This is a genomic window from Peribacillus sp. P4_C12 (assembly GCF_056402095.1).
Genome location: NZ_JBFUIB010000010.1, coordinates 1 through 26,721 on the forward strand (window position 1 = coordinate 1; position 26,721 = coordinate 26,721).

Here is a 26,721-nt window from a genome sequence, read left to right on the forward strand (position 1 = left end):
ATTCAAAAAAATGTTGGAATACAAAGCAAAATGGTATGGTAAACAAATCGTGACCGTATCTAAAACGTTTGCTTCTAGCCAATTGTGTTCTAGCTGCGGTTACCAAAATAAAGACGTTAAACATCTGAATCTTCGTGAATGGGATTGTCCTTTTTGTTCTACTCACCACGATCGAGATATTAACACAGGACTCAATCTAATGAATGAAGCCATAAGGCTTCTAACCGTAGGAACTACGGGAGTAGCCTAATTAAAAATTGGCCGATAGGCTAATGTTCTTAGGAATCCCCCACTACAATCAGACCGTAAGGTCGATAAGTGGTGGGTAGTTCAAAGGCTCACCCATTCTTTTAAAAAGGGGAAAATAAAAAAGAGCATTGAAAATTGCTCTTTTAACGAATGTTTTATAAGTGATTGACTCGATGATTATTTATTGAATATGTCTGCAGTAAAACTATATTTGACACCTGTCATAGTTTCCGAAATATCCCACAATTTCTTCGAGGTTTCCTCATTATATAAAGTATTAATAATATCGTCTTTTTTAGGAAAGCCTTTTCTGCCTTTCTTTCCATCGGGTCCGATGTATTCTCCGCCTGTTAAGGCAGGTTCAGTCGCGGCGTACAGAGTCGGAAGCGCCCCCATGCTTGCAGGCTGGGTGATAGTTTTGGAAAGAAAGTGGACGAACTTATTTACCGGTCTTCCTGATCCGCGTGACATAAGATTCGTATGAGCAAGGCCAGGGTGACAGGCAACACTAATCGAGTCGGCTTGGTGCTGATTGAACTTGTTCTGTAATTCGCGGGCGAAGAGAAGATTGGCGAGCTTACTTTGCCCATAGTATTTCATGGGCTTATAATTAGTTTCACCATTTAAGTTATCGAAGTCAATAAATCCATTGATGGCGGCTAAGCTGCTTAATGTGACTACCCTCGATTTTGGTGTAGACAGAATACACGGAAGAAGCAGACCTGTCAAAGCAAAATGACCGAGATGATTGCTTCCTAATTGTAGCTCGAAGCCGTCCTTCGTCTTACTGTAAGGTGGGATCATGACACCTGCATTATTGATAAGAACAGAAAGTGAGTCATAGTTTTCCAAATAGGAATCAGCAAAATGACGAATGCTGCTTAAATCACTTAAATCGAGCTGCATCACTCGTACGTCCGCCTTAGGGTAGACGGAGGTAATTCTTTCGACAGCCTTTTCGCCCTTAGAAGCATTCCGAACAGCAAGAATTATCTCGGCCCCTTTACTAGCGAGCACAAAGGCTGTTTCAAAGCCAATACCGCTATTAGCTCCGGTAATCACAATCGTTTTCCCAGTTACATCTACCATTTCTTCACCATTCCACTTTTCACTCATCACCAACCACACCTTTCCACACATTCTATATCTATCTATCATATACCCAAATAATTCCTATATGTCACATTTAGAGGTGTGAAAGAGTGTAATCAAATCGAAAAACATGTTAAGTCTAATTTAACTTAAGGGTAAGCCGGCTTTTAAACGATTACAAAATTTTTATGTAATCAATAATATTTTTTATGATTAAGAAAACAGTAACAAAGATAAATAACACTCTTACATATGCTACTCCTTTCTTAATGGCGAATTTAGAACCTACTAAAGCTCCTGCAATCATAGAAATCCCCATCGGTATCCCATAGGAAAAGTTGACCGCATCAAGAAAAATGAACATGATGAGCGCCGCAATATTACTTCCGAAGTTTAGAAATTTTGCGTTTCCCGCTGAGTGTAAAAAATCGAAACCAATAATCAAAAAGGCAAATAATATAAAGGATCCTGTTCCAGCACCTAAAAATCCATCATAAAAACCAATTGCAAATATAGTAAATGAAAATAGTAGGGCTTTTTGCAAAGAGAGTTTTTGGTAAGTCGATTCATGTCCCCAGTTTTTCTTTAGAATCGTATAAATAGCAACGGCTATTAAGAGAACTAATACCATTGGCTTTAATAATTCGGGTGAGACAAAATTGACTACCCAGGCACCTAGTAAGGACCCTGTGAAAATAAGAGGAAACAACTTTGCTACTAATTGAAAATCGACTTTTCCTGAACGGATAAAGGCAATGGTACTTGTTAAAGATCCCATTGAACTGGCCAATTTATTCGTAGCAATTGCCGCTGTAGGGGAGAGACCTGAAAATAATAAAGCAGGTATAGAAATGAGACCTCCGCCTCCGACTACAGAATCAATGAATGCTGCTAGAAATCCGAAACATACTAACAACAAAAGTGTAGAAATATTAATATCTTCCATCCAAGAAACCTCCGTATCAATAGAATTAAAGACGAACCACTCGCTGATTGGGACTCCTTAATCCAAAGTTATCTACTTTACTAAAAAAATTAGAGTAAGACATTTTTAGTTACTACTTAGATAGTAACTAAAAAAATCATCCATGTAAATAAGACTTTTACGATTTTATAACTTCTTAACTTTTCAAATAGAGATTTGGTATGATAGATATAACTTACTAATTGCACTAGGAGGTACTATGCAAGATATCATTCAAAAAATTCAGTCTCTAGGATTTAGTCAATATGAAGCAAAGGCTTATGTTTCTTTGGTACGTCAAGGACCAACAAGTGCCTATCAAGTGAGCAAGGAATCAGGAATTCCTAGAGCACGTATCTATGAAATATTAAATGGGCTTCAAGAAGAGGGAATCGTGTTAAAAGAAGAAATTAATGATTCGGTTCAATATTCACCTTTACCTGTCGATGTATTTTTAGAATCTGTTCAAACAAAATGGAACAATACCTATCAATCCATAAGTGATACATTAAAGCAATTTGAAAAAACAGAGCCCATTTCCGATAACCGTGTAATGACTCTTAAAGGAGAACGGCATATTCTATCCTTTTGTCGTACTTTATTACAAAAAGCTGAGAAAAGAGTGATTGTTTCCATATGGGATAAGATGTATGAGAAACTTGAACAAGAGCTAACAGATACAGCAGCGTATTGTAATCTCAAAGGTATAGTTTTTCAAGTTGACAACCCATTACCAGGGATAGATATTCATCGTAAAACCAGTTATGTAGACAATATTGGAGAGAACAAATGGTTTATCTTATCCATTGATGGCAAGGAGACAATTTACGGCCCCTCTTCTGAAGAAAGAGAAACAGCGTTTTACACAGATGATCCGGTTCATATCAATTTTCTAGAAAACTATATTTGGCATGATATCCTCGTTAACCGACTAGTTAAAAAGGATAATGAAGATGCTGAGAATTGGATATCGAGAGAAAGAGATCAGTTTTTCTCACTCTAGTTAGATCCTGTTTTACCTTTGTTTCTCAAATGAAGTTCAAAAAAGCTGATATCCCCAATGTGGTGGGATATCAGCTTTTTTTATTATCTACCTTAGCTTCTGATTCTGTGTTGTTGATTTGTGGATATATATATTTAAACGATTCAGGATAGTCATTCGGATAAAAGGTTTTTTGGAAATTTTATTGGAGTAGGTAAGCTAGAATGATCGCGATAAGACCGGTAAGAAACAATCGTGTGGTCGTGTGAATACACGTCCAACTGTAGAATATGTGAGCTTTTCATTTCCAAATAATACGAAACATCTTCTTTTTGTAAATGATAAAAAGAATAAACTATACCTAAAAGGTCTTTATCCATTTGCTTGGTTTCAGGCTGATTCATAATATGCTCACTCAACTGCAAAATCGTAACAGATGTTGATCTTGTGATGTCTGTTACTTTTTCTTTTGCATAATCAACTGCATGACTAATAGTATCGGCAAGATTCTTTAAGATTCCGTCCATAAGGGTTTGTATCTCCTTTGTATTGGGGTATGTATAGTATGGGGTACGTGGCTTATGCTTTATGCAATAAATTCCTAAGGAAGAAATAGAATAGGTCACTTATGAACATTATTAAGAGAGAACAAATAGAAATTACGATTTAAGCAGTACAGCCGAAAAAGAAAAATAAATTTTGCAGAAAAGGAATGACGGACAATATGAGTGATGAAGTGTCATTAGTAAAAGGAGAATTAATGAAGAATAGTAAAACGACAGTCTCTTTTGATATTTTCAACGAGGACTGTAAGGAGGGCGAAACGTTAGTCCATATATGGGGAAGCAAGGGGTATCTAATGAAGGGAATCTCCGGTAGGAAGCTTGCGGATTCTGATATGGAACGAAAGGATAAAAAAGTACAATGAAGAAAAAAAATAAGTATATCGTACTGCTCTTCATTGCTATCATTTCGTTATTAACGGTGGTGCTCGTTCAAATAAATATGGATACGAAATCCAAAGAAACCGAGAAGGTAGAAAACACAGCAGATAAAGAAAAAGAGCAAGGCGGTAAGGAAGAAACCGACATCAATGTCATCACAGATACTGATGAAAAAATAGAAGAATTGCTTGAAAACATGACGCTTGAAGAAAAAATTGGACAGCTAATGATGGTCGGTTTCAAGGGAACTGAGAAGAGCAGTGAAATTACGGAGCTTATCGAACAAAAACATATAGGGGGCGTCATTTATTTTGACCGCAATATGAAATCGCCAAAACAAGTGGCGAAGTTATCCAATTCGCTTCAGCAATCGGCAGATCGCAGTAAGAATTCCCTTCCGCTTATGGTAGCCGTCGATCAGGAAGGCGGAGACATAATCCGAATGAGGGAACGAGTATCGCCAATCCCTTCGCAACAGGAACTTGGGGAAAATGCTTCTGTTGAAGACATGTACAAGGTGGCAAAATTGAACGGGACAGAACTGAACTCTATGGGGATTAATATAAATTTTGCTCCAGTTCTTGATTTATCAAAGAAGGACAACCGTTCACTGGGAAAAGATCCAGAAAAGGTCTATCAATACGGAACGAAAGCGATTCAAGGCTTGAACGATGCTTCCGTCACAGGAGCATTGAAGCATTTTCCAGGAAACGGACGCAGCGAGATTGACCCGCATGTCGAAACATCTTCTGTGGAAGCAAACCAGCTCGATCTAGAAAACTCGGATATTTATCCTTTCAAGAAAATTATTAGTGAAATGGATAACCAAAAGTTTTTCGTGATGGTCACCCACATTAAATATCCAGCTTATGATAAAGAAAAACCGGCAAGCCTGTCCAAGGTTATCATTGAAGACTTGCTTCGGGGGAAACTTGGATTTGAAGGGCTTGTGGTCACGGATGATTTGGAAATGGGCGCTGTGAATAAGTATTTTTCCTATAAAGATATGGGGAAAGAAGCAATCCTTGCAGGAGCGGATTTATTATTGGTCTGTCATGAATATTCGCATGAGCTTGAGGTATATAACGGTTTACTTGAAGCGGTGAAAGCAGGAGAAGTTCCTATGGAGCGAATTAACGAGTCAACGAAAAGAGTTCTAACTTATAAACTCTACAATATGAAGCAAACAAAGGTAGATCCAGATCAAGCTGCAAAAGTGGTGAAAAGTCCTGAAAGCGTAGAGTATATTAACAGTCTGAACTTGGAGAAATAAAAGGAAAATCAACTATCAAAGCTTAGCCCTCGTTCAAATAAAACAGCGAAGGCTGGGTTTCGCGGGTCAAGTTTAAGAGTTTTTACCAGTCTATTCAATGCAGGCTGAGGCTACGGCCTGTTGTTTAAATCAACCGATAGAGGGAATACTATAATATAACCAACTTCAAGGAGGAAACTCATATGCCATCAAATAAAATGATTGGAACTGTCGTGATAGGAGCAGCAGCATATTTAATGCGCAATAAAAAAACTCGTGAAAAAACCATGAGTCAAATAAAATCCCTAGCCACTCCAGAAAACATTGATAAGGTTAAGAGCCAACTCCAATCCTTAACAAAATCAAAATCGAATAAGCCTTCCGCTCATTAAGTAAAAAAAATCCCCTTAAGTGATTGTGTAATTGCCACAATCCTTTTAAAGGGGATTTTTTATTGAACCTTGTTGTCTGTGTAAATGGCTCTCATTAATAAAGTATTACCTTCAGGTCATTCAAAAGTAACGGTGTTGTTACTCAGCGTCATCTTCACCATTATCTTCTTTATTGAACCATAAAGGATCTTCATTATCGACTTCACCATTATAATTAATAAGAATTTCTTCTCCTGCTTTTATGTCGGTGTAAGCGAAGAAATCAAACGTGTGGTTCTTAAAGTTTATGTCATAAGTAGCATTGGGAGTATAAGAGTGATTAAACAGCATGCCATATCCTAAAAGCATGGCAGTATGGTTAATTCCATACTCAAACGCGTAATCTGCAAGCAATGTTTTCTCTATGAAAACATGCTCTTCGTTTGGATAAGCAATAACAGGTGCCTCATGTAAAAGCTCACCTTTTTTAATGTCTTGTGTAGCAAATACGCCTCTATTGAACTCACCATCACTAAGTGTGGAAGTTTTAACTTCAATCATGTTCGTCACCTACTTGTTCTATTCTTTATAGTCTAGATCATCTAAGCTTGACAGTTAATAAGAAGAAAAGCAACTATTTTAGGGAATTAATCTTTTTCAAATGAAAAAGAAGGGATTGTTATATGTGTAATAACACTTCCATTCAAATTAAAGAATGAAAGTGGGATGTAAAAACTATTGCTGCTTCCCTAGACCTCGTAGAAGAATAAGGGCCGGCAATAATAAGCCGAAGTAATAAAGTATCTAATAAAATCTCCTAACCAACATTTTACCATACATAGAATCCTTATGGCTGTATGCGTGAATAGGTATGTACAGACCATGTGCACAAATAAACCTTAATCTGTTTATTAGCTATCCGTTCGTTTAAGTACATTTTTACGAACTTTTTTTTGATTGTTACTTCTTTAAAATAGAATCTGTTAAACAATGCTTTTGATTTTTCTTCTTCAACTATCGGGGCAAGTTTGTTGATGGAAAATGAAACTCTTGTTGTTCAATTTACGTAGATAATAATAACAAACCTTGAATTAATTAGGAGTTGTTTTTATGTTTGATATTACCTTGATATTGTTTATGGCTTTTGCTGGGGGAATTATTGCTATTACCGGCTTCTCCGTAATATTGGGGAGAAGGATTTTAGAACCGAAGAAAGCACTACAACAAAGAATAGATAATCTCGAAGAAGAGGTTTGGAAATTTAAAAATCAAAAATAGCAGCGTGGTGATATAAAAATGCAAGGTTGGCTTTATGGTTTATATGCTCTAATAATAGCAATAATCTCTATATTTACAGGGGAATTAGTAACATTTATTATGCTGGGCTTTATTTTAATTAGCCTTCAAAATATTCATTCTACATTAAAGGAGATACTGAAAGTTAATAAAGAGAAAATGGATTAACGGGTGCTTTACTTCTATTAGGGAGTTGCTTTGGCAGCTCTTTGTCTTATGCAACTATCGGGGCAGTTTAGTTGAATAAGGTAATATTTGGATTAAGATAGATATAAGTAGAAAAGTTAATAACAAGGGCTGATTTTTTGGAGAAAAATATTGGGGATGTAGATTTTTTTAAACAAGTAGTAAAAAGACTTTGCAAAAAAAACAATATTTCCCCTCAGAAACCTAAATTTGAAATCATCGAGAACGTAATGGTTATTAGCATTAAGAACCATTTAAAAGATGGAGTAGACTTAGATTGTTTTAATATTTTAAACCTTATTTACCGAACAATTGGACCTTTAGAAGAGAGTTGAACAAACAAGAAATAGAATGATTGAGGCTTATGCAGAGTGTCAAGGCATTTTATTTTGATTATAGCAATGAAATGAATACCATTTGGCGATGAATTATTTTACTAAGTTTTTAATGTTTTTACTGATATATGCAAAGTTAGCAGTACACTAATAAAGTAATAAGGTTTACTTCAGTAAAAAAAGGTATATTATATTTGTTGAATAGATTTTCTTTAAAGACAAGAAAAGTAGGTGAACAAAGTGGGAAAATATCAATTGGATTACAAAGGTCAGGTAGCTGTGACAAAGTTTCGTGAAAAACAGAAGCCTGCCAAATTTGATAAAAAGCAGCAACTTGAAAAAATACGTGCGGAGTATTTGAAAAAGAAGCAAAAACAAACAGATAAATAATATGAATGAAAACATAGGAAGACTAAAATCTCCCTATGTTTTTCTTATTCGAAGTTCTTTTTTCAATTGATGATAGAGTTTATTATTCCCATAAATTTCAGATTCGGTGACAAAAAACTCGTCATCAGATATCCATTCCTCACTAAAAATTTCAGTAGCAGAATCAATAGACCAGCCGTTATTTTGGATTCTGATATGCTCCAATAAAAAATAAAGCAACGCATTCCAATATAGAAACGGCTGCTTTAATTCATACTTTCAATTTTACGCTTGACGAGTTTTTTATAAAAATGGTTACGTTTTTGGTTACGTTTTTCCCAATTTTCTGTATATGGTGCAAACAAACACAAGAAAATAGGTAAGTTATTCATCGTTCAAATATATACAGGCTATTTTTTCAACTTCCTTATGCAACTAACGCATGCGTTAGCTGAAGATCAGAGCTGTCTTTAAGGCAGCTCTTTCTTTATGCAACTATCGGGGCAGGATAGTTCTATAAGGATTTTGTTATGATTAGTAAAAACAAGCAGTATACGGGAGGTCATAATGGATAAAGAACAAGAAAAAAGAATTGTAAAAAGGTTCTTTGCTAAAAGAATACAAGATAGAGTTATATTTGAACTATCATCAGAAAAGAAAAGAGTAGAAGCATTGAACAGACTTTGCCACGATTATGGCAAAACACTTCTTCCGGAATATATGATTGAAATACCAACTCCTAATTCCGATTATCAAGAAATTGCTACTTTACTTAAAAAACAAGGTGCACCCAATGAGTGTTATGTAATTTCATGGAACGAAGAAATTGATGGTAAAAAATTAACCTTAAATGAAGCCTTAAAGAAAGTAGTTGGTTATGGAATGCCTTCTATTGTTTCGTGTATTGAAGGTTCACTTGCTTACTTTGAAGCAGAACAAGAGGTTGGTTCACCTCCAAGATTTTTACTGAAAAGGTAAACATAATGGCTACTTCTTTTTAAGCTCAGGTTCTTTACTTCAATAAGGGAGTTGCTATGGCAGCTCTTTTTCTTATGGAGCTAAAGGGGCAGGTTAGCAAGATTGTGAAGGTTTGTACTTAAACTAACGGGTGCGTTAGTTCTATAACTTAGAAGAGATCGACTTTTTAGGTTGGAATTCTCTTAGCGTATAAAATTTCCGAAGTGGGCGGTTAGCTACTGTTCGTAAAAGCAGACTTTCTCGAACGGTGGAGTTTCTTCTCAAAACAGCCGTTATTAACGTTCGTTAAAGCACGAAAATACTATACGAATGTCCGGAACGAACTTCCTATAAGGTGCGCGACTTTTTAATATTGTGCTTATTATTTTTAGTAAGGACGTCCTGAAATGATAAATGATGGATTTATAGTAGGACGCGTTTCCCTGCGCGGAAATGGTAACTCATGCGTCATACACAGTGGGAGCTCCGATGTACCTAGGTTTGGGTGCTGGTTGTTGCTTACATTTATACTTATAAAAAAACACCTCAGCTAACATGTACTTTTTTCTGTACATTTAGGGAGGTGTTAAGGTTGTCTTACTTATTAGATTAGCCTAGACATTTAATAATTCATAGGGTGGATCTCTTAATTCACACCGACAGCTGTAAAAGCGTTTTTGACTGCAGTGGCTTCTGCACTGCTTGAACCATATAAATCAGCGGCAGATTGGACGACTGCTGCTCTGGCTTGTGAAAAAGTAGACGAGGAAGTTAAATAAGTCGTGTTGGCCCGGTAAAAGATGGTTCCTAGTTTATCAATGCCAATTCCAGTTACGGTCACGCCATGGTGAGTGCCACCCGCGGAGATAAGATAAGCTGCCTTATTAATGATTCCGCTGTTCGTATGGACGCCGCCATTGTCGCCCGATCCTGTATAACGGTTCGTATAATGGTCAGGGTCGCCATTCAATGTTGGGTTGGCCATTGAACGGAGGGCATCGCCGGAAATATTAGGTGTGTAAATATCTTCTCCTATCAGATAGTCCGCTTTTGCACTTTGATTCTTAAATTCAACAACGGTGCCAAAAATATCAGAAATAGCTTCATTCAAAGCACCGGATTCATTCTGATAGGTCAAATTCGATTCCGTAGAAGTTACTGCATGTGTCAATTCATGTGAAACAACGTCTAAACCGCCTGACAATGGGATGAACGTCGTGCCGTCCCCATCACCGTAAACCATTTGTGTACCATCCCAAAAAGCATTATTGTATTTCGAACCATAATGAACGGTTGACTTCAGGATGGCTCCATTTCCATCGTAAGAGTTCCGTCCAAACGTGGATTTGTAATAATCATAGGTTTTACCAGCATAAAAATGAGCATCCACTGCAGCTTTATCGGTAGAAGAAGTAAAAGCGTTGGTTGAATTGGATAAGAGTGTACCAGGCAATTTTGACCGGTTATTAGCATTATAGGTGAAAATACCTTTGCCACGTGTATTGTCTTGTAGATAATATTTACTGCTCGATAAGGTAGTGTTTAACGATACAGTATTGTTTAGGACTCCGATGCCCGTACCGACGGAATTGGTCCCCGTCACTTCATCAAGGGTGTTATATTTATTCAATATTTCACCTGTTTTGACTGAAATGAAATAATTATAGTTTCCTGGTTCCGGATCTAAGAAATTTAAATTGACCTTATATACATAGTCGGCCTTTCCTTCATTGGCGTATACATATAGCTCTGATTCAGGAGATTGTTCGTAGGAAGGAGTGAATCCAATATCTGTTTCGGCTATTTGGATTGCTTCTGATTTACTGATGCCTTTTTTAGCCTTTTTCCCTAATTTAGTGTTTAAATTGGCTTCAACTGTTCCGGACACGACTGTTAAAACACCTTGAGGGTCAATTAATACTGCCTGTGTAGAATTCCATACAGGTACGCCCTGATAGGTTTGTTGCAATCTTAGAGCGGTATTTCCAAGTTCATCCTTACTTTTTTTTTGGATAATGAAGGAGTCTTTCGCTTTTTGCTTCTCTAACTTGTAAGACTTTGTGTTTTTATCAAAAAAGGTAAGAATGATATCCTCTGCCGTCTGCTTTGAAGGTTCTGTGAGTTTCCCAGACTTGAATTCTAGCGAATCTCTATGCTTATTATACTTTTCAACGCTTAACACGTTTTTTGCCGCTAGAGCTTCTTGTTGGGGAATAGCAGAAAATAATAGACCGATAGATAGTGCGGTTCCTAAAAATACCTTACCTTTCATAACCTTTCAACTCCTTCATGAGAATACCTCATTTTTACATCGTTTCATATTATTATCAAATGGAGAAAACACGCAAAAATATGACATTTAAAGGGATAAAATGGAGAAAAATGGTTTTTAATAGAAATGTTCTTTCTAAATATTCTTCTAGTAATATTTGGAATATATTTAAGGGCGTATGAAATGAGCTTAGTATTTTATTAGTCCCGCTTTTTTAATGCTGCAAAAAAACATGGCATAAAGTGCAAAAAAACATGGCATAAAGTGCAAAATATTTTGTCTATTAAAAGCGTTTTTTAAAATAATTTGTTGAATTTTGCGGTTTGAAAATTTGGCATGAAAATTGCATATATTCAGAATAGGAATATTCGAATTGTAAATTAGGTCTATTTGAAAGTCGATGAAATAGGAAAATTTATTAAATGGATTTCCCTATAAATGAAAGCGCTTATATAGAAAGGGATGAAAATTTATGATACCAAAACAAGAAAACGACATCTTTCAGCATCCTCCAAAGCGAGAAGAACAAGAATTAAAGCGCGGTTTAAAATCCCGACATTTAACGATGATTTCTATTGGAGGGGCTATTGGCACCGGGCTGTTTCTTAGCAGCGGGGCAGCTATCCATACAGCTGGTCCAGGCGGCGCATTACTTGCTTATGCCTTAGTTGGGGCAATGGTGTACTTTGTGATGACCAGCTTAGGGGAACTGGCAGCCTTTATGCCGACAAGCGGTTCATTCAGTACCTATGGAACGAAATTCGTCGATCCGGCATTTGGATTTGCCTTGGGATGGACGTACTGGTTCAATTGGTCGATGACCATAGCGGCGGAGTTGTCAGCCTCAACAATGATTATGAAATTTTGGTTTCCAAATAGTCCATCATTGTTGTGGAGTGCATCATTCTTGGTACTCATTTTCCTATTAAACTATTTATCCGTTAAAGGATATGGTGAAGGGGAATACTGGTTTTCCTTCATAAAAGTAACGGCCATCGTTATTTTTATAATCGTTGGCATACTAATGATTGTTGGCATCATGGGTGGCGAAGCAGTAGGTTTTAAGAACTTCACAGTCGATGACGCGCCTTTCCCGGGTGGTTTTATGGGTGTCTTCATTGTGTTTATTGCAGCTGGCTTTTCTTTTCAAGGTACAGAAATCGTTGGTGTGGCTGCAGGTGAAAGTGAAGACCCAGCCAAAAATATACCGAAGGCTATTAAAAGCGTTTTTTGGAGAATCCTACTCTTTTACGTATTGGCAATCTTTGTGATAGGGCTACTTATCCCTTATACAAGCGAAAGTTTACAAGGGGATAATGTTATGGTCAGCCCATTCACGCTTATATTTGAAAAGGCTGGAATTGCTTTTGCAGCTTCGCTCATGAATGCAGTCATTTTAACAGCGGTATTGTCAGCAGGTAACTCTAGTTTATATGCATCGACACGTATGTTATATTCAATGGCTAAAGATGGGCAAGCACCACGCATTTTTGCAAAACTTAACAAACGCGGAGTGCCGGTTGCGGGAATGATTTTGACATGTGCCATTGGTATGCTTGCATTTTTAGCTTCTGTATTTGGTGATGGTAAAGTGTATATATGGTTAATGAATGCTATTGGTATTACAGGATTTATCTTCTGGCTAGGTATTTCTATCAGCCATTATCGTTTCCGGAAAGCTTATATAGCTCAAGGCCATTCATTGGAGAAGCTGCCATATAAGGCATTATGGTTTCCGATTGGACCGATTTTTGCTATTGTGATTGGCTTAATTGTCATTCTATCTCAAAATTTTCAAGCGTTTTTTTCAGACCACATTGATTGGGGCAGTGTAGTAGCTGCATACCTAGGAATCCCACTTTTCCTTGGTCTATGGTTTGGATATAAACTGGTAAGGAAAACTAAATTCGTTAAACTTGAAGAAGTGGAGTTTGACTTTGACAAAAAATACGAATGATAATGCTTTAAGTAAAATCAGCCGGACAACGTTGTTTTAAGTTGTCCGGCTTTTACTTGTCTATATAAACAGTAATGTGCATGTAAGCTTTTTTACCTTCCCCATTCAAAACTCTTATTCAAAGCCAGGAGCCGGATTCCTGGCTTTTTAATTTATGATAAATGGAAATTAATACAAATTTAAAGGTGGATGTTATATGATAAACGTAATCTCTATGTGTGTTTTTCTATAAAATTAGCTAAAGGGGACTCTATGTATCATTCTAATCTCTTTCAAATTTTTTTAAAAAAGTAAAGGAATGCATGCTAGTACGACGGGGTAACTACCATCTTTGAGAAGAGAAAGCCAGACTTTAACCGTTTGAAGTATCTAATCGCTAGAAAAGGAAGGTGCGCGCTTATGACTCTATTAACTAATTTGAAAGTATTAGACTTTTCAACGCTACTGCCCGGACCATTTGCCACTTTGATGCTAGCTGATTTAGGAGCAGATGTTTTGAAGGTAGAAAGGCCGGCAGCAGGGGATTCATGGGGTGTGAATCAATATCTTAACAGATCAAAGCAATCGATTACCCTTGATTTAAAACAGTCGGAGTCCATCGAAGCCGTAAAAAATTTAGTGAAAGAATACGATATCGTCCTTGAACAATTCCGGCCAGGTGTCATGGAGCGCTTAGGGCTGGGGTACGAGGTATTAAAACAAATCAATCCGAAGTTAATTTATTGTTCAATCACAGGATTTGGCCAAACCGGTCCCTACAAAGACCGCCCGGGTCATGATATCAATTATATTTCGATTGCAGGATTATCAGGCTATTCCGGTACGCAAAAAGACGGCCCAGCAAAGAACGGAACGCAAATAGCTGATCTTGCAGGAGGGTCATTGCATGCTATTATCGGTATTTTGTCCGCAGTCATTTATAGAGACAGAACGGGGGAAGGCCAATACATCGACATCAGCATGACCGACTGCAGTTTCGCTTTAAATGCCATATCCGCACCTCTGAATTTACAAGGGGGCATGGAGCTTGAGCCAGAGAAATTGATATTAAACGGAGGGTCATTTTATGACTTTTACGAAACGAAAGATGGTCGTTATTTTTCGGTAGGAAGCCTGGAGCCTCCATTCCGTAAAGCTCTGTGTGTAGCAATCCTCAAGCCCGAATTGTATGAACTAAGCTTGAGTAGAGATGCTGAGAGTGGAAGTAGATTTAAAACAGCTGTCCAACGTGCTTTTCTTGAAAAGAACTTTGATGAATGGAAAGAAATATTTGCTGATTCTGAGGCTTGTGTAGAACCAGTACTGACCTTTACCGAAGCGACCAATCATCCCCAGCTTAAGGAGCGGGGCATGATTGTTGAAATACCTGACGGAAAAGGAAGCATCCAGAAGCAAATTGCCTGTCCAATCAAAACATCGGTTTTTACCCCTGATTATAAACATGCAGGGCTGAAGCCAGGACAAAGCAATGAAGAAGTTCTCCGCACCTTTAATCGCTAAATAAAGAAACGGACCTAGCTAAAATGATATATATATTTAAAGGCTGTCACTTTTCCAAAATCTTTTTGGAGAGAGATAGCCTAATTTTTTTGAATCCAATCTTCGCTGCAACGACGTAAATACTCCTGTACTCATAGTGCTGCAACATTTATGAGGCCGAACTAAGTGGAGGAAGGACGAAATAAGTAGAAGAAAGGTCGAATTAAGTGGAGGAAGGACGAAATAAGTAGAAGAAAGGTCGAATTAAGTGGGATGAAGGACGAAATAAGTAGAAGAAAGGACGAATTAAGTAGGAGGAAGGACGAATTAATCGTAGGAAGGTCGAAATAAGTGGAGAAAGGTCGATTTATTCGGAGGAAGGTCGAATAAAGCGGAGAAAGGACGAATTAAGTGGGAGGAAGGACGAAATAAGTAGTAGACCTTGCATGTTATGAAGGGTTAACTACATTCGTGAAGACGGCATATGCTATAACTGACGTTCCATATGGAATGAAGTTACCTGTAAGTTAAGTTGGAGGGGGAAACCACGATGAATACGTTCAATCCATCTAATATTTTCGGGAATGGTTTACCGATAACGTTAACTGCGTCTATGCTAGAGCGATTTATAAAGATGAAATCAGGTGAGCAGGATGTTAAAGTCGAGATTACGCCAAAACATATAGTGCTTTTCGGAACGACGGAAGTGAAAAAAATGATGTTTAAGAAAAACGTGCCTTTCCGTATTACATTAAAACCGGTTCACGTGGAAAAAAGAACGATTTCATTTGAATTAGTAGAAATGAGGCCTATTGATAGGAATTTTATTAACCAAAAGATATTTAACAGACCGCCATTTTTTGAATTTGAAAATAGAATGATCAAAATGAATTTTAATGCTTGGAACATCGTGAAAAGAATACCCGTGGGCACTATTAAATCGTATGAGTTGGCGGAAGGTGCATTAAAAATTAAACTTTCATTATGATGAATCGAAGAAAGGGTAAGCAATGAAGGAAATATTTACATAGCATTCTTACCTGTACTATTTTAAAGGGGATACCAGGTATGTTAGTGTAAGGATATGGTAAAGGACGATTCTTCAATAAGAAAAATTGTGTTTGATAAACCAAGCTCTTTAAAATATACTAAATAACTAAAAGTTTTGAGTTTTTCCGGTAGATAAGGGGGAAAATGAATGGACCAGAAAATTTTGCCTGCTTCGGCAAGCATGAAGGATTTCGAAAGATTTCTAGAAAGTTCCTATGAAATAGGTGTGTTTCTTGATTTGCATATATCACAATTGAAAAATGTAAGCTTAATGGCAAAGCAGCATAATAAGAAAATGATTTATCATGTCGATTTAATTCATGGTATTAAAAGTGATGAATACGCTACAGAATTTATTTGTCAGGAGTATTGCCCATATGGCCTGATTTCAACAAAATCCAGCGTGATTTTGAAAGCGAAGCAAAAGGGTGTTATTGCCATTCAACGAATCTTTTTAATTGACTCACATGCGTTAGAGAAAAGTTATAAGCTGGTACAGAAAACAAAGCCTGATTATATCGAAGTTTTGCCTGGCGCAATGCCTTGGATGATTAAAGAGGTAAAGGAACGCTTACAAACTCCTATCTTTGCTGGTGGGCTCATACGTTCTTCAGATGAAGTCTTGAATGCCCTTGAGGCAGGAGCTTCGTCAATCACGACTTCAAAAACTGAATTATGGGAGATGTTTTAATTTAGATAGGAGTTGATGTGAGATAGAGGAAAAAAAATACAGAAAAAATCATTTATTTTTATATAAATTAATTGACAGCGTTTTCACTACCTAGTATATTTACATTACAAGTTAATACATGTGACGGAGATTAGGAGATTCACACCAGACATACTCATTTTTTGAGGAAAGTTCTGCTGTGAATCTCCTTTTATTTGTTGGTAAGGCATCATTCTATAAGAGGAGGAGTTATGTATGAMTCCATTTTGGGGAGAAGTAGTAGGCACAATGATTTTAATTTTATTTGGTGCAGGTATTGGGGCAGGATCTTCCTTAAAGGGATCTTATGCCAAAGATGCAGGCTGGATTGTCATCACGATTGCATGGGGACTGGCTGTTACAATGGGTGTCTTTGCAGTGGGTTCCATAAGCGGAGCACATTTAAACCCGGCTGTTACAGTAGCATTAGCTATCAATGGAGATTTTCCTTGGGCTGATGTGCCAGGGTACATTGTGGCGCAAATGATAGGGGCAATTATAGGTGCGACTCTTGTATTCCTGCATTATTTGCCTCACTGGAAAGCTACGGAGGATCCAGGTACAAAGCTTGGTGTGTTTGCAACCTCACCAGCTATCCCACATACTTTTTCAAATCTATTAAGTGAAATGATTGGTACATTCATCCTTGTTCTTGGCTTATTATTTATTGGAGCCGGCAAGTTTACAGAAGGTCTGAACCCATTTGCTGTCGGTTTATTGATTGTTGTTATCGGGATGTCGCTCGGAGGAACAACAGGCTACGCCATAAACCCTGCACGTGATCTTGGACCTCGTATTGCTCACTTCCTGCTGCCAATACCAGGTAAGGGAAATTCGAATTGGGGCTATGCTTGGATTCCGGTTGTTGGCCCGATTGTCGGTGGAGCACTTGGAGCTGTCTTCTATAAAGCGGTCTTTTTAGGTGAATTGACGACAGCCTTTTGGACTGTTTTAGGAGCAAGCCTAATAATATTGGTATTAGCATATACTTTTGGAAAAAAGCAGTCGCGTGAGTTAGAAACTAGCAACATTGCTAGTTAAATTAAAAAGGGGGGAAACACATTATGGAAAAATATATCTTATCATTGGATCAAGGAACAACTAGTTCACGGGCGATTTTGTTTAACGAAAAGGGCGAGATCGTCCACTCGGCCCAAAAGGAATTCACACAGCATTTCCCTAAGCCAGGCTGGGTAGAGCATAACGCCAATGAGATTTGGGGATCAATTTTAGCAGTGATTGCTGGTGTACTATCGGAATCTAGTGTAAAGCCTGAGCAAATTGCTGGTATTGGAATCACTAATCAGCGTGAAACGACAGTCGTTTGGGATAAAGAAACAGGAGCCCCTGTGTATAATGCGATAGTATGGCAGTCCAGACAAACTAGCGAAATTTGTGATGAATTGAAAGGAAGAGGTCTTAATGATCTGTTCCGAGAAAAAACAGGATTGTTAATAGACGCCTATTTTTCCGGTACAAAAGTGAAGTGGATCCTCGATAATGTGGAAGGAGCTCGACAAAAAGCAGATGAAGGCAAGTTGTTATTCGGAACCATTGATACCTGGCTGATTTGGAAGCTATCAGGAGGCAAGGCCCATGTAACAGACTATTCTAATGCTTCGCGGACATTAATGTATAATATTCATGATCTGAAATGGGATGAGGAGCTTCTAGAGATATTGACTGTTCCAAAATCGATGCTACCAGAGGTTAGACCTTCTTCCGAAGTGTATGCCCATACGATCGAATATCACTTCTTCGGCCAGTCGATTCCAATTGCAGGAGCAGCGGGTGACCAACAGGCGGCATTATTTGGCCAAGCTTGTTTTAATGAAGGAATGGCTAAAAATACGTATGGAACAGGTTGTTTCATGCTTATGAATACGGGTGAAAAAGCTGTCAGTTCCGAGCACGGGTTATTGACAACTCTTGCTTGGGGATTGAATGGCAAGGTTGAATATGCACTAGAAGGCAGCATATTTGTAGCAGGATCAGCGATTCAATGGCTGCGTGATGGCTTACGGATGCTAAAAAATGCCGAGGACAGTGAAGCCTATGCAAAACGTGTAGAAAGTACTGATGGAGTTTATGTTGTTCCTGCGTTTGTAGGGCTTGGGACTCCATATTGGGACAGCGATGTCCGAGGTGCAGTTTTTGGCTTAACTCGTGGAACATCTAAAGAGCATTTTGTCCGTGCTACCCTTGAATCGCTTGCATATCAAACGAAGGATGTACTCGATGCCATGGAGGCGGATTCAGGTATTGAGCTGAAGACATTGAGAGTGGACGGCGGTGCAGTTAAGAACGACTTCTTAATGCAATTCCAAAGCGATCTACTACGTGTCCCTGTTGAAAGGCCGACTATAAACGAAACGACAGCACTCGGTGCAGCGTATTTGGCTGGACTAGCTGTTGGCTATTGGAAGGACCAAGAGGAAATCGCTCAGCAGTGGGCAATAGACAAAACCTTTAATCCATCCATGGATGAGCAGGAGAGTGAAAAATTATATGACGGATGGAAAAAAGCTGTTCAAGCAGCAATGGCTTTTAAATAAAGGTTCTGATAAACACTAAATTTAACAAATAAAGAAGGCCACTTATATAGTGGTCTTTTTGTTGTTAAATTTACAATAAAGTCATTTGAAACTTAATAAAATGCTTTAAATATGTTGTTCAATTATCGGGCAGATTACCATAATAAAGTCTTTAAATAAGAGAAATAATTTACAAACTAGCCTTCTATAAATTATCTAGTAAATCTATATAATACTTTCTTAAAAGTTCTCTTAATATATTAGGTTCTACTATTTTTATGGACTTACCAAAGCTAGCAATATAGTTAACTATAAACTCAAGCTCATTTGGCTCATACGAACCAACAATATAGGTACTTTCACTCTCGTTGATTAACTTCATAGATGGGAAATGTTGCTGTTGAAAATGCTCAACCCCTTCTTGATTTATTAGACATTTGAATTGAATTGCCTTTTCAGATGGTTTCCAGAGTGAATGTGCATTGTGAACATTAATCTCCTTTAAGTCAATTAATGGTTCGATGTTCGTTATTTCCACTGTTGTAATACGATCACACCGGAATACTCGATAAGCTTTTTTCGTTACATCATAAGCCTGACAATACCAATAGCCTTTCATTGCATAAATAGCGATTGGCTGAATGCTACGAGTGCTTTCTTGATGCATTGATTGATAACTGATTTTTAATACTTCATTTTTAATGGCAGCAAGTAATAAAGTTTCTAAATGTGCGCTTTCTTTGATTTGTTCCGTGTGTCGAAAGGTTATCCGATCTTGAATTCTCTCTATATGCTGACGTTGCTTTTCTGCTAACGCGTTTATAAATTTCTCATGAATAGAATGAAGCGATACTTGAAAAGGTAGATTTGAAAAGCTGCGTAGTGCCTGCATTGCAAAATAAAGCGCATAAATTTCTTGACTGTTAAAAGAAATGGGCGGTAGTGTCATTTGATTAAGTAAATGATAACCTCCATACCGACCATATTCTGCATAAATTGGTGCGCCAATTTCCTCTAGTGAAGAAATGTCTCGTAATGCAGTTCTTTTAGAAATATGAAATTCTTGCATTAAATCTTGGAGCGTAAACTGTTGTTTTTGATTGATAAAACGCAGCATTTGATTTAAGCGTTCTGATTTTTTCATAAAATGACCTCTTAATGGTGCCGTTTTTTGTCACCTTTATTTTATATACTTGTAAGTGTAATAAATAATTGTTGAGGAGGCAATAAAATGAATTTTGAAGTAATTCCCTTTCTATCGTTGAATGGTAAAGGTGCAGCTGCTATTGAGTTTTATGAGGAATATTTAGGGGCGACCGTTCTTTTTAAGAAAAATTATAAAGAGATGAAGGAAATGAATCCTAATTTTATTTATGGAGAAGGTCAAGATGAGTATATTACACATTCTGTTTTACAAATCGGTGCGAATAAGCTTATGCTTGCGGAGAAAGAAATGGACAATACACAACCTTGGCAATTAGGTAATAGTTCATCTTTATGTATTCAGTCTCAAGATAAGATTGTAATTAAAGATCTCTATGACTCGCTTATTCAACATGAAAAGGTGGCCATTTTAGTACCATATGAACCCAATGCTTTTAGTCCAGGATATGCCATTGTACGAGATCCGTTTGGAGTAATTATCCAACTTTGTGTAACCGTGCATGATTTTTAATTTAGGTGATTTATTACATGTACAGCTATATGACGTTTGTATTAAATTTCAGTAATTTAGAAGATTATTTAACAGTTTGGGGCGTTAGTGAAGAATGATTAAACAACTTTATTGTTAAAGTTTTTACTCTGTAGTACCCACTTTCCAACTAAATTGCAGAAATTAAGAAAACCGATTCTACATCAGTAGTATCGGTTTTCTTGATTGATGGCTATAAAATTAAACGACTTTATTATATGTATTCATCTTCTTCAACTAACGCCCGCCCCTTAAATTTTGTTTTTATTAACTAAAATCACGTTTAAATTCGCTCTTCTTTTTTTCCTAATAAAACTGATAATCCAATAAAAATATACGGTATGATAAAAGAATTAATTCGAGAAAACCTAAACCAAACAATGTCGAGGTATGTTCATCTGCATTAAATAAAGTTTCAACTACCCTTAATAAAGGGTTTTTACCACTCCTACTTGTACATAATATTTTATGAAAATATAGCCTGTGATTTACTGAATTTCACATGTATAGTTAGCTGTAATATATTTTATTAGGGAGTGTTTTACTTGTTTATAAAACTTACAAAAGACCAACAGCAATTAATGATTTCTGACATTCAATACTTTTTTTCACAAGAAAGAGATGAAGAAATAACTGAATTTGCTGCAGAAAGAGTATTAGATTTCGTTAAGGAGTCACTTGCTCCTCATTTCTATAACGCTGCTGTCTTAGATGTTAAACATGTAGTGGAACAGCAATTTTCTTCACTTGAAGATGAAATATTAACTCTAGAACGCCCGATAAAAAGATAAATAATTTTTCAAGAGTGAATTTGATAATAATTCACTCTTATTGTTGCACATAATATGTCTTATACGGCATAAGATAGGAATCATCTTTCCTTGTTTTTACTTCAGCTAATCTGCCCCTTTAGTTGAACTGTTAAATAAAAACAAAGCGAAGTCTTTCTAATATGAGTTAGAGTATGATATACTAAAATCAAGTTAATAAATCGGCCGGAGAACAGGAGAGACCATGAATGCGTTATCGAGAATTCGATAATGTGCATTTATGGTCTCTTTTTTTGTTTTTATTGGCAGATTAGGGTAATTAATATCTATATGAATGGAAAACTATGAGAACAAATTAACTTATTTAAATACAAGAACCAACAACTACTCGACAAAAGCAGGTATCACTCAAAGGAGGAGTTAGGCATGAGGTTTTCAAATATATATCGAGAAGAAACAATTGAGCTTCTGAAAAAAGAAAAATTTGATGTGTTAGTCATTGGCGGAGGAATTACAGGTGCAGGGATTTCCCTGGATGCAACGACTCGAGGAATGAAAGTGGCATTGGTGGAAATGCAGGACTTTGCTGCAGGAACATCAAGCCGTTCAACAAAGCTTGTCCATGGTGGTTTGCGGTATCTAAAGCAATTTGAAATAAAAATGGTTGCTGAGGTTGGAAAAGAGAGAGAGATCGTTTATGAAAATGGGCCACATGTGACTACACCGGAAAGAATGCTGCTCCCAATGCATAAAGGCGGCACATTTGGAAAATTCAGTACATCCATCGGACTCCGAGTCTATGATTTTCTAGCAGGCGTCAAAAAAAGTGAACGAAGGAAAATGCTATCGGTTAGTGAAACACTGAAAATGGAACCCCTTGTAAAGAAAGAAGGACTTAAAGGCGGAGGCCATTATGTTGAATACCGTACAGATGATGCACGCCTGACGATTGAAGTGATGAAGGCGGCTGTGGATAAAGGCGCGACACCTATAAATTATACAAAGGTAGAAAAATTGTTGTATGAAAATGGCAAGGTAATAGGCGTCCTGGTCAATGATTTACTATCAGGTAATCAGTATGAAATATATGCAGACAAAGTTATCAATGCCGCAGGTCCATGGGTTGATTCGATCCGTGAAAAAGACCAATCGAAAAAAGGGAAAACGCTGAAGTTATCAAAGGGTGTTCATGTCGTAATCGACCAATCGAAATTTCCTTTGAAGCAGGCGCTTTACTTTGATACGCCCGATGGCCGGATGATCTTTGCTATTCCGCGAGCCGGTAAGGCATACGTCGGAACTACAGACACCTTTTATGATGGCGATCCTGCAGTCCCTACCGTTACATCAGAAGACCGTACCTATTTATTAAAGGCGATTGATTATATGTTTCCAGAAGTGAAAGTTTCGGATGAAGATATCGAATCAAGCTGGGCTGGAGTGAGACCGTTAATTCTAGAAGAAGGTAAAGACCCTTCTGAAATTTCAAGAAAAGATGAAATTTGGGAGTCCGATTCGGGTCTTATCACGATTGCCGGAGGAAAATTAACGGGATATCGCAAAATGGCAAAAACGACAGTTGACCTTGTAGCCGGGAAGCTTTCCCAGCAACCAAATAGATCTTACCCTAATAGCAGTACCAAAAAAATGCCGATTTCTGGAGGGGATGTCGGAGGATCAAGCAATTTCTCTGATTATATCCAGACACATATTCAAATAGGGGTTGACTCAGGACTCACTGCTAAGGATTCCAAAGAATTATTGGCTATGTACGGATCAAACGCGGCTGTTTTGTTCAATATCGCAAAAAGTGAAGGGGACGTGGAAACTCGCACTGGCCTCCCACAGAAGTTGTTCGTACAGTTGCAATACGCATTAGATCATGAAATGGCCGCAACTCCGGTTGATTTCTTCTTCCGCAGAACCGGCACCCTATTATTTGATATTGATTTAGTCCAAACACATAAAAGTGCAGTAATTAAATATATGGCTGAATATTTTGGCTGGACGGAATCAACAAAAACGGAAAGAACAAACCAATTGGAACAAGAAATACATGGTGCTATTAAAGTATCTTAACTTATACCTGAAACGATTAAACGCCAGCGGCTTTGCTGGCGTTTATCTTATTTTCCATGATTTTATTCGAATTATAGATGTGTGAGTAAAAGATGAGTGGCAATGCGGCTCATCTTTTACATATTCAATGATAGAATGCTTGCAAATAGAACAATCACGATAATCCATTTCTGCTTTAATAATGTTAGGTTTTCTTACATATTTAATATTGTTTATATGATTAAGATGAAATATAATTATTTAAGTAATATTATTTGAATTTTCAAATTATATAAAGGGGGAGTTTATTTGTCGGATTTTATTACTGCTTTAAATGGAGTTTTATGGAGTACACCAGTCATTTATAGTTTATTGGCAGTAGGGCTATTATTTTCAATTTTAACCCGGTTTCTACAGGTACGGCATATTAAAGAAATGATCATTTTAATGTTCCAAGGTAAAAGTTCAGAAGCAGGGGTTTCTTCATTCCAGGCTCTATCAATTGCGCTCTCGGGTCGGGTCGGTACAGGTAATATTGCGGGAGTAGCAACAGCTATCGCTTTTGGTGGTCCAGGTGCAGTTTTTTGGATGTGGGCCATAGCCTTTATTGGAGCATCTAGTGCATTTGTAGAATCTACCTTAGCTCAGATTTACAAAGTCAAACAAGACGGTCAATATCGAGGTGGTCCCGCGTATTATATTGAAAAAGGAATAGGTTGGAAGTGGTTTGCTGTTCTTTTTGCATTCGCTGCACTAATAGCTATGGCAGTTCTTATGCCTGGTGTTCAGTCTAATTCAATTGCTGCAGGAGTAGAAAACGCATTTGGCATTCAACCGGCAATCACCGGAATAATAGTCGTCCTTCTACTAGGATTTATTATATTCGGTGGAGTAAAACGGATAGCTAATGCTGCTCAATTAATTGTTCCATTTATGGCTCTTGGTTATATTTTATTATCAGTTGTAATCATTCTTTTCAACGTTACTGAATTACCCAATGTTATCTCATTAATATTTAGAAGTGCTTTCGGGATGGATTCTGCATTTGGTGGGCTTATTGGTATGGCGATAGCCTGGGGAGTAAAACGTGGGGTTTATTCAAACGAAGCAGGTCAAGGTACAGGCCCTCATCCGGCCGCTGCAGCTGAAGTATCACATCCAGCAAAGCAGGGTCTTGTCCAAGCATTTTCTGTTTATATTGACACATTGTTCGTTTGTTCTGCTACAGCATTTATGATTTTATTCACAGGCATGTATAATACACAAGCAGAAAATGGTTCATATATTGTCAATAATTTAGGAAAAGTAACACCTGGTCCTGGGTATACACAAGCGGCAATTGATAGTGTTATACCAGGCTTTGGAGCTGGGTTTGTTGCTGTTGCTCTTTTCTTCTTCGCCTTTACAACGATCATGGCGTATTATTATATTGCAGAGACAAATATCGCCTATTTAATGCGTAATCGTAATAGTAAATGGGCTATGTTTACATTAAAACTTGTCATACTTGCGGCTAGTTTTTATGGAACTGTTCGAACAGCAGAGTTGGCTTGGGCGTTAGGTGATGCGGGATTAGGGATTATGGTTTGGCTCAATGTTATTGCCATTTTAATTCTTGCTAAGCCAGCCTTGATAACTTTAAAAGATTACGAAAAGCAGAAGAAAAAAGGTTTGGATCCCGTTTTCGATCCAAAATCGTTGGGGATTAAAAATGCTGATTTTTGGGAGCATGAATATGTTAGAGACAAGGAAAATGTGTCTTGAATATTCCTGGATTTAATTTTATTATGTAAAAAATAAATCATTGTTCATCACAAACCAGTTCAAGTTTAATGAGAGCTGGTTTTTTTAGTTTCTGTTAAATTGGGGAACTTGGTAAAGGGAGTGTAATCTCCAAAAAGAAAAAAATTTCAGTGGAAAATTAAGGTAGGGATATTATGTTAGAAAAGCTAGCTCAAGAAATTGCGAACATAACCAGTGAAGTAATTGGCCATGAAGTGCTGATTACAGATAAACATGGAATAGTGCTTGGTTCAAGTGATCAATCAAGAATTGGCACATTGCATCAAGCTTCTCTTGGAGCCATTTTTCGTCGTAAGGAAATGACCCATAATGAAATAGTATCAAGTACATTGAAGGGGGTAAAACCTGGAATAACAATCCCTATTGAACTATCAGGGGAATATGTAGGTACATTAGGCATCACAGGATATCCTAATGAAGTAGCAAAGTTTGGGATGTTAGCTAAAAAGTATGCTGAAATTTTATTGCGTGAGGAAATCATCAATAAATCTTCCCTTCTACGTGAAAGGGCTTTACAGAGCCTTGTTCAGGAAATTGCCGCTTTTGACCCCAACCATAGTGATGAAATGCTATTGCTAACTCGAGGAAGGGAATTGGGTTATGATTTAAAACCACCTCGCATTACGATCGTTATCGATCTCTTTCAATTCAATCATATTACGAGTGAAATTCATCATCAAGCGTTAAAAAAAGATTCACCAGAAATATATATTCAATCATTAAAGATAAACATAGAATCGAAAATAAAAAAAACCTTTTCGAATAATCAGGATATTACGGTGTCCTTAGGGTCTGATAAATATGTTGTGTTTCATATGTTGGATGGTGAAATTCATGAAGAAGAAATCTGTGAAACGATTAAAAAGAAGTGTAAACAGCTTATTTCAGCATTAAAGGAGTTAGGAATTGACGCTTCAATTGGTATAGGAACTATTGGAAGTCTGACTGATCTTAATAACTCTTACCATGCTGCTTGGCGGGCGCTGAGAATCGGAAAAAAAATGACGGATCACCCAGAAATCTTTTATATAAAAGATTTCGTTTTAGAAGAATTACTATCCTATATTCATAAAAATACTGCGCATCATTTCGTAGAAGAAACCGTTACGAAATTAACACAGTACCCTGATTATGATGAATTATTTCGTACGATCACAGCTTGGTGTGAATCTAGCTTGAGTCCGATTAATTCGTCTAAAGCATTGAACATCCATCGCAATACACTTTTTTATCGATTAAACAAAATAGAACAAATTACAGGAAAGAATTTACGAAATTTTAGGGAGTCCCTGGAACTTTATATTGCGGTGAAACTAATGCAGATACTCGAACCAGAAAACAAGGGAAATTAGCATTGTGCTGTTAGCACAAACTACTTCTTTTATATAAATGAATAATT

28 protein-coding genes are annotated in these 26,721 nt (G+C 37.2%); 21 read left to right on the forward strand and 7 right to left on the reverse strand.

Annotation, left to right across the window (positions count from 1 at the left end; all coding sequences use genetic code 11):
* Positions 1–250 (forward strand): zinc ribbon domain-containing protein (locus tag AC1DUW_RS04250; RefSeq protein WP_477642041.1); only part of this gene is annotated, 250 nt, incomplete at its 5' end.
* Positions 251–426: 176 nt separating this feature from the next.
* Here AC1DUW_RS04250 and AC1DUW_RS04255 read toward each other — a convergent pair.
* Positions 427–1,365, reverse strand: a complete 939-nt coding sequence (locus AC1DUW_RS04255; RefSeq protein WP_053348805.1) for an oxidoreductase — start codon at positions 1,363–1,365, stop codon at positions 427–429.
* Between the two features lie 151 nt (positions 1,366–1,516).
* Complete coding sequence (locus AC1DUW_RS04260; protein WP_053348806.1) at positions 1,517–2,287, reverse strand: TSUP family transporter; 771 nt, start codon at positions 2,285–2,287, stop codon at positions 1,517–1,519.
* Positions 2,288–2,525: 238 nt separating this feature from the next.
* Between AC1DUW_RS04260 and AC1DUW_RS04265 the strand changes: the two genes are divergently transcribed.
* Positions 2,526–3,308, forward strand: coding sequence for a TrmB family transcriptional regulator (locus AC1DUW_RS04265; protein WP_053348807.1), 783 nt, complete (start codon positions 2,526–2,528; stop codon positions 3,306–3,308).
* 152 nt (positions 3,309–3,460) lie between these two features.
* Here AC1DUW_RS04265 and AC1DUW_RS04270 read toward each other — a convergent pair whose 3' ends face one another.
* Positions 3,461–3,814: a hypothetical protein gene (locus AC1DUW_RS04270; protein ID WP_053348808.1), complete on the reverse strand. Its 354-nt coding sequence runs from the start codon at positions 3,812–3,814 to the stop codon at positions 3,461–3,463.
* A gap of 233 nt (positions 3,815–4,047) precedes the next feature.
* Between AC1DUW_RS04270 and AC1DUW_RS04275 the strand changes: the two genes are divergently transcribed.
* The 3 genes from AC1DUW_RS04275 to AC1DUW_RS04285 all read left to right on the forward strand — a co-directional run bounded on the left by AC1DUW_RS04275 (position 4,048) and on the right by AC1DUW_RS04285 (position 5,875).
* Positions 4,048–4,215, forward strand: coding sequence for a hypothetical protein (locus tag AC1DUW_RS04275; protein WP_477642042.1), 168 nt, complete (start codon positions 4,048–4,050; stop codon positions 4,213–4,215).
* Positions 4,212–5,504 (forward strand): beta-N-acetylhexosaminidase, encoded by a 1,293-nt coding sequence (gene nagZ, locus AC1DUW_RS04280; protein WP_083450964.1) that lies wholly within the window; start codon positions 4,212–4,214, stop codon positions 5,502–5,504. Before AC1DUW_RS04275 ends, nagZ begins: the two co-directional genes overlap by 4 nt.
* Positions 5,505–5,686: 182 nt before the next feature.
* Complete coding sequence (locus tag AC1DUW_RS04285; RefSeq protein WP_053348810.1) at positions 5,687–5,875, forward strand: hypothetical protein; 189 nt, start codon at positions 5,687–5,689, stop codon at positions 5,873–5,875.
* A 138-nt stretch (positions 5,876–6,013) separates the two neighbouring features.
* Here AC1DUW_RS04285 and AC1DUW_RS04290 read toward each other — a convergent pair whose 3' ends face one another.
* Positions 6,014–6,415: an SET domain-containing protein gene (locus AC1DUW_RS04290; protein ID WP_053348811.1), complete on the reverse strand. Its 402-nt coding sequence runs from the start codon at positions 6,413–6,415 to the stop codon at positions 6,014–6,016.
* 549 nt (positions 6,416–6,964) lie between these two features.
* On the opposite strand from AC1DUW_RS04290, the gene AC1DUW_RS04295 reads away from it, so the two are divergent.
* The 4 genes from AC1DUW_RS04295 (at position 6,965) to AC1DUW_RS04310 (ending at position 8,061) form a co-directional block, all read left to right on the forward strand.
* The gene (locus AC1DUW_RS04295; RefSeq protein WP_477642043.1) at positions 6,965–7,132 is read left to right on the forward strand and encodes a hypothetical protein; all 168 of its coding nucleotides are present in this window, start codon (positions 6,965–6,967) and stop codon (positions 7,130–7,132) included.
* 18 nt (positions 7,133–7,150) lie between these two features.
* The gene (locus AC1DUW_RS04300; protein WP_169787527.1) at positions 7,151–7,318 is read left to right on the forward strand and encodes a hypothetical protein; all 168 of its coding nucleotides are present in this window, start codon (positions 7,151–7,153) and stop codon (positions 7,316–7,318) included.
* Between the two features lie 137 nt (positions 7,319–7,455).
* Positions 7,456–7,671, forward strand: coding sequence for a hypothetical protein (locus AC1DUW_RS04305; protein WP_053348812.1), 216 nt, complete (start codon positions 7,456–7,458; stop codon positions 7,669–7,671).
* A gap of 240 nt (positions 7,672–7,911) precedes the next feature.
* Complete coding sequence (locus tag AC1DUW_RS04310) at positions 7,912–8,061, forward strand: hypothetical protein (protein WP_053348813.1); 150 nt, start codon at positions 7,912–7,914, stop codon at positions 8,059–8,061.
* Between the two features lie 33 nt (positions 8,062–8,094).
* Here AC1DUW_RS04310 and AC1DUW_RS04315 read toward each other — a convergent pair whose 3' ends face one another.
* On the reverse strand, positions 8,095–8,265 hold the full coding sequence (locus tag AC1DUW_RS04315) for a hypothetical protein (RefSeq protein ID WP_477642044.1): 171 nt from the start codon (positions 8,263–8,265) through the stop codon (positions 8,095–8,097).
* 342 nt (positions 8,266–8,607) lie between these two features.
* On the opposite strand from AC1DUW_RS04315, the gene AC1DUW_RS04320 reads away from it, so the two are divergent.
* Positions 8,608–9,018 (forward strand): hypothetical protein, encoded by a 411-nt coding sequence (locus AC1DUW_RS04320; protein ID WP_477642045.1) that lies wholly within the window; start codon positions 8,608–8,610, stop codon positions 9,016–9,018.
* Between the two features lie 625 nt (positions 9,019–9,643).
* Here AC1DUW_RS04320 and AC1DUW_RS04325 read toward each other — a convergent pair.
* A complete protein-coding gene (locus AC1DUW_RS04325) occupies positions 9,644–11,269 on the reverse strand; it encodes a M4 family metallopeptidase (RefSeq protein ID WP_053348816.1) in 1,626 nt (541 codons plus the stop codon).
* 472 nt (positions 11,270–11,741) lie between these two features.
* Here AC1DUW_RS04325 and AC1DUW_RS04330 point away from each other — a divergent pair, with 472 nt between their 5' ends.
* From AC1DUW_RS04330 to glpK, 6 genes are all read left to right on the forward strand, one after another.
* Positions 11,742–13,226: an amino acid permease gene (locus tag AC1DUW_RS04330; RefSeq protein ID WP_053348817.1), complete on the forward strand. Its 1,485-nt coding sequence runs from the start codon at positions 11,742–11,744 to the stop codon at positions 13,224–13,226.
* A gap of 399 nt (positions 13,227–13,625) precedes the next feature.
* Entirely contained in the window at positions 13,626–14,726 is a 1,101-nt protein-coding gene (locus AC1DUW_RS04335) for a CaiB/BaiF CoA transferase family protein (protein ID WP_053348818.1), read from the forward strand.
* A gap of 529 nt (positions 14,727–15,255) precedes the next feature.
* Positions 15,256–15,693, forward strand: a complete 438-nt coding sequence (locus tag AC1DUW_RS04340; protein WP_387592030.1) for a hypothetical protein — start codon at positions 15,256–15,258, stop codon at positions 15,691–15,693.
* 210 nt (positions 15,694–15,903) lie between these two features.
* Positions 15,904–16,446, forward strand: coding sequence for a glycerol-3-phosphate responsive antiterminator (locus AC1DUW_RS04345; protein WP_053348820.1), 543 nt, complete (start codon positions 15,904–15,906; stop codon positions 16,444–16,446).
* A 234-nt stretch (positions 16,447–16,680) separates the two neighbouring features.
* Positions 16,681–17,505 carry an MIP/aquaporin family protein gene (locus tag AC1DUW_RS04350; RefSeq protein ID WP_477642046.1) on the forward strand — a complete coding sequence of 275 codons (825 nt, stop codon included), beginning with the start codon at positions 16,681–16,683 and terminating at the stop codon, positions 17,503–17,505.
* Between the two features lie 23 nt (positions 17,506–17,528).
* On the forward strand, positions 17,529–19,019 hold the full coding sequence (gene glpK / locus AC1DUW_RS04355) for a glycerol kinase GlpK (protein WP_379172925.1): 1,491 nt from the start codon (positions 17,529–17,531) through the stop codon (positions 19,017–19,019).
* 184 nt (positions 19,020–19,203) lie between these two features.
* Here the strand turns inward: glpK and AC1DUW_RS04360 are convergent, their stop codons facing one another.
* Positions 19,204–20,142: a helix-turn-helix transcriptional regulator gene (locus tag AC1DUW_RS04360; protein WP_477642047.1), complete on the reverse strand. Its 939-nt coding sequence runs from the start codon at positions 20,140–20,142 to the stop codon at positions 19,204–19,206.
* Between the two features lie 87 nt (positions 20,143–20,229).
* Here AC1DUW_RS04360 and AC1DUW_RS04365 point away from each other — a divergent pair, with 87 nt between their 5' ends.
* The 5 genes from AC1DUW_RS04365 (at position 20,230) to AC1DUW_RS04385 (ending at position 26,674) form a co-directional block, all read left to right on the forward strand.
* Positions 20,230–20,673 carry a VOC family protein gene (locus AC1DUW_RS04365; RefSeq protein WP_116821113.1) on the forward strand — a complete coding sequence of 148 codons (444 nt, stop codon included), beginning with the start codon at positions 20,230–20,232 and terminating at the stop codon, positions 20,671–20,673.
* A 563-nt stretch (positions 20,674–21,236) separates the two neighbouring features.
* Positions 21,237–21,482, forward strand: coding sequence for a DUF2164 domain-containing protein (locus tag AC1DUW_RS04370; RefSeq protein WP_053348825.1), 246 nt, complete (start codon positions 21,237–21,239; stop codon positions 21,480–21,482).
* A 405-nt stretch (positions 21,483–21,887) separates the two neighbouring features.
* Positions 21,888–23,540, forward strand: coding sequence for a glycerol-3-phosphate dehydrogenase/oxidase (locus tag AC1DUW_RS04375; protein WP_477642048.1), 1,653 nt, complete (start codon positions 21,888–21,890; stop codon positions 23,538–23,540).
* 288 nt (positions 23,541–23,828) lie between these two features.
* Positions 23,829–25,283: an alanine/glycine:cation symporter family protein gene (locus AC1DUW_RS04380; protein WP_053348827.1), complete on the forward strand. Its 1,455-nt coding sequence runs from the start codon at positions 23,829–23,831 to the stop codon at positions 25,281–25,283.
* Positions 25,284–25,456: 173 nt separating this feature from the next.
* Positions 25,457–26,674, forward strand: a complete 1,218-nt coding sequence (locus AC1DUW_RS04385; RefSeq protein WP_053348828.1) for a CdaR family transcriptional regulator — start codon at positions 25,457–25,459, stop codon at positions 26,672–26,674.
* The last annotated feature ends 47 nt before the right edge of the window (positions 26,675–26,721 follow it).